Source organism: Thermoactinomyces intermedius (assembly GCF_013912365.1).
Taxonomy (GTDB): Bacteria; Bacillota; Bacilli; order Thermoactinomycetales; family Thermoactinomycetaceae; genus Thermoactinomyces; species Thermoactinomyces intermedius.
Genome location: NZ_JACETT010000035.1, coordinates 21992 through 34677 on the forward strand (window position 1 = coordinate 21992; position 12686 = coordinate 34677).

Annotated in this window: 12 protein-coding genes; 2 read left to right on the forward strand and 10 right to left on the reverse strand. The window is 48.9% G+C overall.

What is annotated here, in order from left to right:
* Positions 1 to 74: 74 nt before the first annotated feature.
* From H1R82_RS08555 to H1R82_RS08565, 3 genes are all read right to left on the reverse strand, one after another.
* On the reverse strand, positions 75 to 863 hold the full coding sequence (locus tag H1R82_RS08555) for a transporter substrate-binding domain-containing protein (protein ID WP_309544807.1): 789 nt from the start codon (positions 861 to 863) through the stop codon (positions 75 to 77).
* A gap of 129 nt (positions 864 to 992) precedes the next feature.
* Positions 993 to 1364 (reverse strand): hypothetical protein, encoded by a 372-nt coding sequence (locus H1R82_RS08560; protein WP_181731728.1) that lies wholly within the window; start codon positions 1362 to 1364, stop codon positions 993 to 995.
* 104 nt (positions 1365 to 1468) lie between these two features.
* Entirely contained in the window at positions 1469 to 2791 is a 1323-nt protein-coding gene (locus H1R82_RS08565) for an anti-phage deoxyguanosine triphosphatase (RefSeq protein ID WP_181731729.1), read from the reverse strand.
* A gap of 159 nt (positions 2792 to 2950) precedes the next feature.
* On the opposite strand from H1R82_RS08565, the gene H1R82_RS08570 reads away from it, so the two are divergent.
* The gene (locus tag H1R82_RS08570) at positions 2951 to 3142 is read left to right on the forward strand and encodes an H-type small acid-soluble spore protein (protein ID WP_181731730.1); all 192 of its coding nucleotides are present in this window, start codon (positions 2951 to 2953) and stop codon (positions 3140 to 3142) included.
* A 1-nt stretch (position 3143) separates the two neighbouring features.
* On the opposite strand, the gene H1R82_RS08575 is transcribed toward H1R82_RS08570, so the two are convergent.
* Positions 3144 to 4889 (reverse strand): ABC transporter ATP-binding protein, encoded by a 1746-nt coding sequence (locus H1R82_RS08575; protein ID WP_181731731.1) that lies wholly within the window; start codon positions 4887 to 4889, stop codon positions 3144 to 3146.
* Between the two features lie 23 nt (positions 4890 to 4912).
* Entirely contained in the window at positions 4913 to 6646 is a 1734-nt protein-coding gene (locus H1R82_RS08580; protein WP_181731732.1) for an ABC transporter ATP-binding protein, read from the reverse strand.
* Between the two features lie 122 nt (positions 6647 to 6768).
* On the opposite strand from H1R82_RS08580, the gene typA reads away from it, so the two are divergent.
* Entirely contained in the window at positions 6769 to 8586 is a 1818-nt protein-coding gene (gene typA / locus H1R82_RS08585) for a translational GTPase TypA (protein ID WP_181731733.1), read from the forward strand.
* A 38-nt stretch (positions 8587 to 8624) separates the two neighbouring features.
* On the opposite strand, the gene H1R82_RS08590 is transcribed toward typA, so the two are convergent.
* From H1R82_RS08590 to H1R82_RS14660, 5 genes are all read right to left on the reverse strand, one after another.
* Positions 8625 to 9287: a flavin reductase family protein gene (locus H1R82_RS08590; RefSeq protein ID WP_181731734.1), complete on the reverse strand. Its 663-nt coding sequence runs from the start codon at positions 9285 to 9287 to the stop codon at positions 8625 to 8627.
* Positions 9287 to 10459 (reverse strand): homogentisate 1,2-dioxygenase, encoded by a 1173-nt coding sequence (locus H1R82_RS08595; protein WP_181731735.1) that lies wholly within the window; start codon positions 10457 to 10459, stop codon positions 9287 to 9289. Before H1R82_RS08595 ends, H1R82_RS08590 begins: the two co-directional genes overlap by 1 nt.
* Positions 10460 to 10853: 394 nt before the next feature.
* Positions 10854 to 11486, reverse strand: a complete 633-nt coding sequence (locus H1R82_RS08600; RefSeq protein WP_181731736.1) for an FMN-dependent NADH-azoreductase — start codon at positions 11484 to 11486, stop codon at positions 10854 to 10856.
* Positions 11487 to 11576: 90 nt separating this feature from the next.
* Positions 11577 to 12227, reverse strand: coding sequence for an FMN-dependent NADH-azoreductase (locus H1R82_RS08605; RefSeq protein WP_181731737.1), 651 nt, complete (start codon positions 12225 to 12227; stop codon positions 11577 to 11579).
* Positions 12228 to 12374: 147 nt separating this feature from the next.
* The gene (locus H1R82_RS14660; protein ID WP_255516960.1) at positions 12375 to 12503 is read right to left on the reverse strand and encodes a hypothetical protein; all 129 of its coding nucleotides are present in this window, start codon (positions 12501 to 12503) and stop codon (positions 12375 to 12377) included.
* Positions 12504 to 12686 lie beyond the last annotated feature (183 nt).

A 12686-nucleotide genomic window follows, 5' to 3' on the forward strand; every position in this document is an offset into this window, starting at 1 on the left:
GTTTCCTTTTTGGCCGGGACAGCGTTTTGCTTCACAAAAAGCCCTTTCCTTGTAAGGAAAGGGCTTTCTTTTCATTATTTGGTCACGTCGGTGCCAAACCATTTTTTGGATATTTTTATCAGCGTTCCGTCTTTTTCCATCTCATCCAAAGCCTTGTTGATAGCCTTTACCAATTCGGCATTGCCTTTTTGCACCGGAAATGCCGATTCGGCCCGGTCACTTTGGATGTCGATGACTTTCAACGGCAAATCATTGTTTTTCAACATTTCCGCAATCGCCAATTTATCATTGAGGGAGAGATCGATGCGCTTGGCAGCCACATCCTGCATCGCCCCCATCATATCTTCATAAGCGACGATTTGAGCGCCATGCTCTTCTGCCATCTTGCCGTAGTTGCTTGTCGGGGTTTGCCCGGCTTTTTTTCCTTTGATGTCTTCAAGCGTGCGGATGGTTTGATTATCCTGATGTACCACAAGCTGTGCATAAGAAATGGTATACGGCTTGCTGAAATCAAACTTCTTCTGCCGCTCGGGTTTAATCCCCACTTGATTGGCCACCATATCGATTTTTCCGGTTTGCAAACTGGTCAACAGCCCATCCCACGGAATTTCCACAAATTCCGCTTTCACGCCGAGCCTCTTGGCCACTTCCTGTGCCACTTCCACATCAAAACCGGTCAGCTGATTGGTTTTGGGATCATGAAAACTAAAAGGTTTATAAGTCCCTTCCGTTCCAATCCGGATAGTTCCCCTCTCTTTAATCTGACTCAGCAAGTCCCCGTCTGTTTGCACACTGCATCCGGTCAGTTGCACAAGGATCATCAAACCCAGCAAATAAACCAAACCATGTCTGAACCACTTCACAGAGCGTCTCTCCTATCAAAACACAAGTTTTTCGATCTATTTTTAACGGATAAAGTAATTTTATGCTACTTACTATTGATCCCCTTGTCAAGAAGTGATTATACAACGAAAGAACATAAATTTCTCCTGTCAATCATCGTTTCTCTTCTGTTGCCGGTGAAATATCATCAGTCTCCACAGCAACTTGCGATACCTCTGGTTCACTTCTTCCAAGTATGTTTGGAAAGATTCCCCCGTCATGTTCAGCCAGCTGAAACAACACAGTTCCAAGTAATACACCAACTCTTCCAATTGGGGATGAATGCCTTCCCATTCTCTTTTTTGGACCCGGTCCAACATCCATTCCACTTTCTGCTGAACCTTGCGTATTTGCGCGGTTTTCCGGTGCAACTCCGAAACTTCATTCAACTGGCGGACACTTTCATCAATGCCGATCAAAATTTCTCCCAATTCATTGGATGGATTGCATTCACGGGAACACGGTTTCACATTAAAGATCATGTCACCACCCCTGTTTCTTGCAGAAACCGTTGAAGAGCCTGGTCAGCCAGACAAAATCACGTCTACTATATCACCAATTTTCACCATCCTGCAATGACGGATGATCAAAAATCAAAAAAATTGCGACTCAGCCCGTACAAACGGCCATACATCCTCATCGCAAACGAATCCGTCATTCCGGCAATATAATCACAGATCACGCGGGCCCGCTCTGCTTCCGTGGAAGACTGGTTCAACAGCATCCGGTCATGTTCGGTCAACAAACGTTCTTCCGACAGCAATGCCTGAAACAAAGAACGGATGATTTGCTGCCCCTTCCATGCGATCGTTTGAACCCGTTGGGAGAGAATCACCTTCTCGGATACCAATTCTTTCAGCCGGTCCAATAAATCCCGCAAATCATCCGGCAACATCACCGAATATTTCAATCGCGGCGACCGGACATCCAGATCGTTCTTTTTCACTTTGACATGGGTAATCAGCGTGGAAATCAATCCGGAAAACACTTTTTTCAGCCGGTATTTCAACTGGGGATCTTCCGGGTCCGTCCGGTCCAGGATCATGCAAGCTTTTTGCAACTCCTGATAAGCCGGGTTTTCACCGAAAGGCATCAACAAATCTTTCAAATGGGCCAGCCGGATAAATCCCAAATGAACGGCATCTTCTGCATCGTGCGTGCCGTAAGCTATATCATCCGCCAAATCGATAATCGAACACTCCAGCGATTGATGAACGGTCAGGCGGCGGCCGGCATCTCGGGTCTTCATCAGATAAGCCTTTTCTTCTTCGCTCAGGGACGACACCACCCATTCAAACGCTTCCTGATCACAGCGAAACATGCTGGCTTTCGGCGGAAGAGACGGATCATCCCCACCCCGTTTTCGCTTCATGGCGGTATCCAGAAAGATGGGATATTTCATCACGGACAAAAGCAACGCACGTGTCAAATTTAATCCCCCGGCATGCGCTTCCCCTTCCAGCCTCGTTAAAATCCGGAATGTCTGCGCATTGCCTTCAAACCCGCCATAGTCCAACATGCATTCATGCAACGCTTCTTCCCCGCGATGGCCGAAGGGAGGATGCCCCAAATCGTGAGCCAATGCCGCCGCTTCCAACAATGAAATATCCAGCGCCTGATTTTCCGAAAAAAAAGGAGAATGCTTGTTCAGATAAATGCCAATGCCCCTGGCGATTTGGGCAACTTCCATGGAATGCGTCAAACGGGTCCGGTGAAAGTCCCCGGCACTTTGCCAAAACACCTGGGTTTTGGACTGGAGACGGCGAAACGCCGCACTGTGCACAATCCGTCCGTAATCTTTTTCAAAATCATCCCGGACATCTTTGAAATTTCTTGTACCGGAAGCTTTCCGCCGTTCAATATCCTCAGGCAGATACAATTGATTTTCCTTCGGACGATACATCAACATACGCTCCACCCTTATCCATCCGTTCTTTCTTTACAAACGCTTTTAACATTTCTTGGTTTTTTTCCAAATCCCTTCGCGCGTCATCAATTTTCTTTTTGCATAGTTTTTCATTTTTCCAAACATGATAAAAGCAGAACCTTAAGAAAAGGAGCGATGGACATGGAAATCGAACGCGCAAAACAGATTTTGCAATCGTCGGAAAAAATCACGGTCTTGTACCAAGGAGAACCGGTCTGGATTGACATGGTGGACGAAAATGCTGAAAAAGCACAGGTTCATTCCGAATCCAACCCCGATGACGTAAAAAAGATCCCGGTTTGGGATCTGGAAGAGAAAAAAGAAGTGCACTGACCTACCGGGGCCAAAAAAAAGAGGATCCTCCCTTTTGCAACCGGTACATTTTCCGGTATAACCCCTCCCGGGCCATTAATTCCTGATGCGTTCCCCGCTCCACAATTTCTCCCTGATGTAAAACCAAAATCAAATCCGCGTCCTGGACGGTCGACAACCGGTGCGCAATGACCAGTGTCGTCCGGTCCCGGCGCATCTTTTTCAGCGCCGTTTGAATCGCTTCTTCCGTCTCTGTATCCACATGGGCGGTGGCTTCATCCAGCAACAGGATTTTCGGTTCCATCGCCATGGTCCGGGCAAAAGAGATCAACTGCCGCTGTCCGCCGGACAACGTGGCGCCCCGCTCGACAACCGGTTCTTCCCAAGCCCGGGGCAATTTTTCAATGAAGTCATCCGCTTGGACAAACCGGGCGGCTTTTTTCACTTGCTCTTCACTCATCGGATGATGAAGGCGGATGTTGCCGGTCACATCCCCCGCAAACAAAAATGGCTCCTGCATCACCAAACCGATCTTTTGGCGCAATTCCCCGTTGTCATAAAAACGAAGCGGCACCCCGTCAATAAAAATCTCTCCGCTTTTCACCCGGTAAAAACGCATCAGCAAATGGATGATCGAACTTTTTCCGCTTCCCGTATGCCCCACCAACGCGACGGTTTGCCCGGGTTTGACTTCAAAAGTGATATTTTTCAGCACATCCGTCTTTCCGTCATAAGAGAAGGAAACATGGTCAAACCGGATGTGCCCTTTTTTGATTTCGGGGGAGCTATCCCCCTCTTTTCCCGGGGCAAACTCTTTCTGATCCATCAGTTCAAAAACTCTTTCCGCTGCTGTGAGCGATTGCTGCAACGGGGACAAACGCATCATGATTTCATTGACCGGTTCGAAAATTCTTTCAATCAGATTCAGAAATCCGTATAAGATCCCCAATTGAACCGCTCCATCCCGGGAGACAAAGCCGAAATACAACAACACCGCAACCGTTGCAGCGACGGATAAAAACTGTGTCGCCGGCCGCAACATCAATGCAAAGAAGCGGATGTTTCTCATTCCGGCCCGGTAATGCAATTCATTGATTCGGGAAAATTCCCGGATAAACCGCCGCTCTTGCAAAAAAGCCTGGATGATGTTCATCCCTGCGATGGAATCATTCAATTTGGCATTCATCCGGCTCAGCTGATGTCTCGACTCCCGGTAAGACGGGGAACTGAGATCGCGATATTTTTTCATCAACCAAAAAATAACGGGAAGCACGAGGGTCAACCAAGAAGCCAAAGTGACATCAAGCCAAAACATCCCGGCAAAAACAAAAAGAATAAACACCGTGTTTTGCAAAAAAGAAGCCAAAACGTGCACATAAAAATCTTTCACAGCCTCCGTGTCATTGGTGATCCGGGAAACCAGGGAACCGCCCGGCACCTGATCATAAAACCGGAGCCCCAAGCGTTGGACATGCGAAAACACATCCTTGCGCAACGATCTTACCACCCACTGCGCCACGGTTTGAAAAGAAAGCATCTGGTAGTAGTCGAATGCCGCCGCAACACTTTGCAATAGAAGGATCCCCAATCCGTAAACAATTAAGACGGCAAGGTCAAATCGCCCGGGAACCAGGTATTCATTAAGATAATGGCTGACCAATAGCGGCACGGTCACTTCCGCGCCCGATCCGGCCAACAAGGCCGCAAATGCCAGCCAAAACCGCTTTTGGTAAGGTTTCAAATATCGCAAAAGGCGTCGAAACACCACAATCCACTCATTCCTCCCCACATTCACCACAATTCCAATTGTTGCCGCTCATACATGTGACGGTACCAACCGTTTTTTCTCATCAAAGACGCATGATCTCCCTGTTCGGCGATTTGCCCCTGATCCAACACGATAATCCAATCGGCCGATTCGATCGCACTGATCCGATGGGCAATGATCAACGTGGTTTTGTTCTTGCGGTTTTCAGCAAGCTGTTTCAAGATGTTGTATTCCGTCCGTGCATCCACGGCGGACAAAGCGTCATCCAAAATCAGGACATCCGGATCGATGATGAGCGCCCGGGCCAAGGAAATCCGTTGTTTTTGCCCCCCTGACAAAGCGACGCCCCGTTCGCCGACAATCGTTTCATAACCATCGGGAAAGTTTAAAACATCCTGGTGAACGGACGCGATTTTGGCTGCCTTTTCCACTTCCTCCGGCTTTGCGTCCGGTTTGGCAAATGCAATATTTTCATAAACCGATCCGGTAAACAAAATATGTTCTTGCGGAACATAACCCATTTTTCTCCTCAGCGATGCCGGTGACACCCGGTCAACAGGAAAGGATCCAAACCGGATTTCCCCGTCGGTCACATCAAATTCCCGCAGCAACAACCGGATGAGGGTGGTTTTCCCGCTCCCGGTCTTCCCTGTGATTCCGATCGTTTCCCCGCGGCCGATGGATAGATGGATATCTTTTAAAGCCGGCATTTTTTGTCCGGGATAATGGAACCGGTTTACCCGGATGATGATGTCTCCGTCCGGAATCTCCCGCCCGGGATCCGGTCCGTCTTTTACATCCGATTCTTCCTCCAAAAGCTTTATCACACGGTCATAAGAAGCTCTTCCCCGCTCCACCAGATTGATGAGAAAGCCGAACGCCAGCATCGGCCACACCAATTGACCCAGATAGATGGTGAATTGCGTGAGCTGGCCGATCGTCAGGGTTCCTCCGGCAACCAGATAAGATCCGTAAGATATACTGAACAAAAAGGAAAAACCGGCGGACAACATGATGGTCGGATCAAACAAAGCATGCACTCTCGCCACCGCGATGTTTTTGTCCGCCACTTCACCGGTGATCCGGCTGAACGCTTCTTTCTCCGCTTCCTCCATGCCAAATGCTTTGACCATCCGCACACCGGAAATATTTTCCTGCACCTTGCCATTCATCCTCGAAAAGGCCTCCTGGGCCTTCCGGAAACGGCGGTTCATCATCTTCCCGAATTTCCGGGTCACCCAGGCGATCACCGGCATCGGCAATAACGCCACTGCTGTCAACGACTCATCAATAAAGAAAAACATTGTCAAGACCACCAGTCCGCCGGTGATCAACGAATCAACCAGTGTTAAAACCCCGTCCCCGGCGGTTGCGACAATGGCTTGAATATCATTGGTGGCATGGGCCATCAAATCCCCGGTTCGCCACCGGTGAAAAAACGACGGCGACATCCGGGTGTAATGGACAAAAATTTGATTCCGGAGCCATTTCCCCAGCCGGTTTGCCGCTCCATACAACGCGATCCGCCAGACATATCCGAGCACATACCGGATGAGCGCGGCCAGAAGGCACAACCCCGTCCAAAACCATAAATCCCGGGCGGTCAGTGTGCGGCTTGCCATCAAGTCCACGACTTCCTTCACGGCATAAGGCGGGAATAATTGTATCAGCGCAATCAAAAGCAGTGCGATAATCCCCAACAAATAGCTCTTTTTTTCCCTTTGAAAAAACCATCTCAAGTATTGATACCGATCCAATCCTCTCCACACCCTCCATCATCCTGCTGGCGCGAAATCATATCCTGTGATACGATTTCGTTTGTAAATATTTTTCAAGTTAAAGGAAAAGGGGGTTGGGGTCCGTGTGACCCCACAACAGAATGAAACCGGAAAACATTCGAAACATCGCGATCATTGCTCATGTGGATCATGGAAAAACAACGCTTGTGGATGCCATGTTAAGACAAAGCCATATCTTCCGGGAAAACGAACAAGTCGAAGAACGGGTCATGGACTCCAACGACTTGGAACGGGAACGCGGGATCACCATCTTGTCTAAAAATACAGCCATTCATTATAAAGACATCAAAATCAATATTGTCGACACCCCCGGCCACGCCGACTTCGGCGGAGAAGTGGAACGGGTGATGAATATGGTCGACGGCGTCCTGTTGCTTGTGGATGCCACCGAAGGGCCCATGCCGCAAACGAAGTTTGTGTTGAAAAAAGCACTGGAACGCGGACACAAAGCCATTGTGGTCGTCAATAAAATCGACCGTCCAAGCGCCCGACCGGAAGAAGTGATCAACCAGACATTCGACCTGTTTATCGACTTGGGGGCCACGGAAGAACAATGTGATTTCCCCATTGTGTACGCCAGCGGCCTGACCGGCTCCTCCGGTTTTGCTCCGGATGCGCTGAAACCGACCATGGAGCCGCTTTTGGACACCATCATCGAGCAACTTCCGGCTCCTGCGGCCGATCCGGACGGTCCTGCACAGATGCAAGCCACTTTGCTGGATTATGACGATTACAAAGGGCAGATTGTCATCGGCCGCTTAAACCGGGGAACGATTCAAAAGAACCAAACCCTTGCCTTGCTTCCGCAAAACGGAGAAAAACGCACCGTGAAAGCAGGACAAGTTTTCACACACCAAGGTTTGAACCGCATGGAAGTCCAACGGGCCAGCGCCGGAGACATCATTGCCATCACCGGCCTTGGTGAAGTCGGAATCGGAGACACCATCACCGATCCGGAACATCCGGAACCGCTTCCTCCCATCAAAGTGGAAGAACCCACTTTGCGCATGATGATCGGGATCAACACCAGCCCCTTCGCCGGGCAAGACGGTGAATTTCTCACATCGCGAAAAATCCGTGAGCGCCTGATGCGTGAAACGGAAAAAGATGTGGCATTGCGTGTTGAAGAGACGGATTCGGCGGATCACTTCCTGGTATCCGGCAGAGGTGAACTGCATTTAAGCATTTTGATCGAAAACATGCGCCGGGAAGGATATGAATTCCAGGTGAGCAAGCCGGAAGTGATCCTGAAAGAAGAGAACGGAATCAAGCTGGAACCTTATGAAATCGTAGAAATTGAAACCAGCTCGGAGCAACAAGGAGCTGTCGTGGAATTGCTCGGAAAACGAAAAGGACAATTGCAGGATATGGTGGTGTTGGACAGTGGAAACATCCGATTCACATACAAAGTCCCCTCACGGGGATTGCTCGGCTTCCGGTTGCAACTTTTAACGGCGACGCACGGGGAAGCGATGATCAATACGATGTTCCATGGCTATGAACCTTACGCCGGAGGCATCGAGGCATATGATCACGGCTCCCTGATCGCCTGGGAATCGGGAACGGCCACCACGTACGCCCTTCATGCCGCCCAGGAACGCGGACAGCTTTACATCACTCCCGGCACGGAAGTGTATGAAGGCATGGTTGTGGGGCAACATATCCGCGAAACGGATCTGGAAGTCAATGTATGCAAGAAAAAACATTTGACCAGCATTCGGCGCGCCACTGCGGAAGAAGCGCTCCGCCTGGACACGCCGCGCCAACTTTCCATCGACGATGCACTTGAAATCATGAAAGAGGATGAACTTTTGGAAATCACCCCCAAAACATTCCGCTTACGCAAAAAGTTACTGAAGAAAAACGAACGGGACCGGGCCCGCAAACACAAGCAGTGAATCCGGACCATAACCATCCGGGCCGAATCCGTTCGCCGTCAGCCGGGGTTACTCCCCCGGCTTTTTTCATGTTTTATCAGCCACTCATCATAGGAAAGCCGGGGCATGGAAAACATCTCTCCCCCTTTCACGTATGACCTTCCGGCCATCCGCCCCACCGGTTTTAGTGCACCGGTGTCCACTTTCCCTTGATCATACAACCCCTCATCCAGATGCACCCTAACCACTTCCCCGATCAGAAAATCCGCATTGGGATGCCGGCCGTTTCCTCCGATCGGAACATGGCGGTGCAATTTGCACTCCATGTGAATTTTCGCCTCTTGAATCCGGGGGACGCGAACCACGGCCGACGGGAGCAAATGAAGACCGACTTTTTCCGCTTCACTTTGATCCGGCGGAAAGTCAACGGCGGTTTCATTCACCAAAGCCACATTTTCTTCGCTCACGGTGTGAACAACAAACTCCCGTTGGCCGATGATATTTTTTGCCGTGTCTTTCATTTCCCCGTCCGGCTTGCGCATGCAGGCAAACCCCACCATCGGCGGTTCGGTGGCCACCACATTAAAAAAACTGAACGGGGCCGCATTCACAACCCCGGAAGCACTGATGGACGTCACAAAGGCAATGGGACGGGGCAACACCGTTCCGATCAACCATTTATAATTTTCCTTTTGACTCAACCGCCCGGGATCCAGCTGCATCATACTCCCCCTTTTGATTCCGGCAGCCAACTGTACATATATTGCCGGTCTTCCATGCCCAAGGCTGCCTTGGTCACTTTCAGCGGCCGGAATGTGTCAATCATCACCGCCAACTCTTCCGTTCTTTCTTTTCCGATGCTCTCCTCGGCTTTATTGGGATGCGGACCGTGAGGCAAACCGCAAGGATGCAACGTCAGGGAACCTTCATGGATGCCGCGCCGGCTCATGAAATTTCCTTTCACATAATACAGCACCTCATCGCTGTGGACATTGCTGTGATAATAAGGAGCCGGGATTGCCAGCGGATGATAATCATACATGCGCGGGACAAAGGAACAAACCACAAAGTTGGTGCCGGCAAACGTTTGATGGACCGGCGGCGGCTGATGGATGGAGCCGGTGATCGGCTCAAAATCATGAATGCTGAAGGCCCATGGATACAAATAGCCGTCCCATCCGATCACGTCAAACGGGTGAAAGTCATAAATATAGGCATGAAGCCCGCCGCGCACCTTGACCCGGACTTCAAATTCCCCTTTTTCAACCCGGGGATTCAATGTCTCCGGCACCCGTATGTCCCTTTCACAAAACGGACTGTGTTCCAACAATTGGCCAAACTCATTGCGGTAGCGGCGGGGGATGGTGATTTCCCCGGTTGATTCGATCACCAAAAAGCGCTGGTTTTGATCTTTCATGTTCAGCCGCCAGGTGGTTCCGACGGGAATGACCAGATAATCCCCGGGGGAATACGGAAGGTCGCCGAAAACCGTCTCCAGCACCCCTTCACCTTCATGCACAAAAAGGATTTCATCGCCGTCACTGTTGCGAAAAAAATAATTCATCTCTTCCACAGGCCGGACCGTGGCAATCGCCACATCCTCATTGGCCAGCCAATACACGCGCCCATCCACGGGGTCTTTTCCCGCTTCGGTTTGAAAAGTGATAAAATGCCGGTGCCGGTGGGCACCTTCTTCCTCCACCGGAATCGACCACGGGCGGATCCACTTGGCTTCCCTCACCTGTGTCGGAGGATGAATATGATACAAAATGGATTGGATTCCGGAAAATCCTTTGGTCCCCATCACCTGCTCCCGGTACAGACTGCCGTCAGGCTGGCGGAATTGAATATGCCGCTTTGGGGGCAATTGTCCCAAACGATGGTAAAAGGGCATTGCCTCGCCTCCCCATTCATTTGCATAATAGTCAGATCTAATTTCTATTTTAACAAAATATTTAGTTTTTTGTCTAAATCGATGATTCTGATAATTCATCTTCCGCAAGCGACACAGGGACCGCAACAATTTTTTCATTTTTGCTGCAACCCGGCCAGGGTAAAATCAGTCTAAATAAAACAAAAACCATTTTAAAGGCAGGTTTTCAATGTGAATAAAGATCTGATTATTTCCGGTTTGTCGTTGGGATTTTTGGTTTTCATCGCCTGTTGCATGATTTTTCTTTCAAATCCGACAAAACCTTTCACCGCCGATCAGATCGAAGTTCCTGCCACAAGCGAAACAACCGTTCCATAAAAAAAACGCGCCTTTTGAAGGCGCAAAAACAAATGTCTCATTCAACAAACCGGGCGGCTGCTTGTGGCACTTGTTCCAAAGCTTTGGCAAAAATGGACTCAGCTTCTTGCGGATTGGCTGCCATCCCTTCGGCAATAACGGACTGAACATCAGTGATTCCGATAAAGCCCAAAATCGCACGGAGGTAGCGATCCGCAAACTCCAATTCCCGGGCGGGACCTTCGGAATAAACGCCGCCGCGCGCATGTAAATGAACGGCTTTTCTCCCTTCAAGGAGACCAACCGAACCGTTTTCCGTATATTTGAATGTTTTGCCGGCCATGCAAATGGCATCAATATACAGTTTCAAGCGCGGGGGGAAGGACAAGTTCCACATCGGCGTGACAAACACATACTTGTCCGCATCCACAAATTGATCAACCAATTCATTAAGCCGGTTGACTTTTTGTTCTTCTTCCGGGGTCAGGCTTTGATTTTGCGCCAATTTTCCCCATCCGTTAAAGACATCTTCATCCAGAAACGGAATATCAGCCTTGTATAAATCCAATTCGATGATTTCATCTTCCGGACTGATTTCTTTTACTTTTTCCATGAACGCTTTTCCCAAGCGCAAGCTGAAGGCTTCGTTTTCCGGTTTCGGATTAGCTGTGATGTATAAAATTTTAGCCACTGCTGTTCCTCCTGTTTCTATATAAACTAACCTTTAGTAAGAAGCTTAATATATATAATTAATCAAGTCAACTTAAAAAAATTTCCTTCCTCAGGCCATGCTTCTGCCCACGGGTTTGGCGAATTCCGCCGCCGTTCGCTTTGCCAATTTCTTGGCCTGATTGATAATCTCCTGGTATTGGGACGGATCAGCCGTGCCTTCCGCTATGATTGATTTTACGTCGTAGATTCCCATAAAACCGAGCACCATGCGCAAATAACTGTCTCCATATTCCATCGCTTTCATCGCCCCGTGTGAATAAATCCCCCCTCGCGCCTGGATATGTACCGCTTTTTTTCCCACCAACAAGCCGACGGATCCTTCTTCGGTATAACGAAAGGTTTTTCCAGCCATGCAAATGAGGTCAATATAAGCTTTCATCATGGGAGGCACCCCGAAATTCCACATCGGTGTGACAAACACGTATTTGTCGGCCATGACAAACTGGTCGGCCAATTCATTGATTCTGGCCAATTTTCTCCTTTCTGACAAAGAAAGCGGAACACTCTCTTTCATTTTGGCCCACGCATCAAACACTTCCACATCCAAAAGCGGGATCTCATCCCGGTAAACGTCCAATTTAATGATTTCATCAAAAGGGTTGGAAAGCTCATAGGCATTTAAAAACGCCCTGCCTATTTGCAAGCTCACCGATTCCGATTCCTGTTTCGGGTTTGATGTGATATATAGCAGAGTAGCCATGGATGACAACCCCCAAATCTTAAAAAAATACACGGAACAATTTCTGTACTCATCAAATATACCACTCTTTTAGAATAAAACCAGCAACAAAAATAAAAAAAGCCGGCAAAACGCCGGTTTTTTATCAAAAGGGAATGCTTTTTGGTTTTATTCGTAATATTTCAACAAGTAATAATGAACCTGTTCTTCCGGACTGGATTCCTCTTCTTGTTTCAAAACGGCCCCGCACTGTTCGCAACGGACTTCTTGTTGTTCAGGAGCATGTTGGGACTCCACGAAAACCCCTCCATCCGAATGTTGTATTTGAACATATTATATTATAACAGATTCTGTTATGCAACAGTTTGTTATAATACATTATTCTGTTTTTTTATAAACCCTTGCAAAACAGGCACAAAAAAACGCACATGCAGACGAATCTGCCATGTGCGTGAAATGGCCATGCAAAAACAGCCGGAT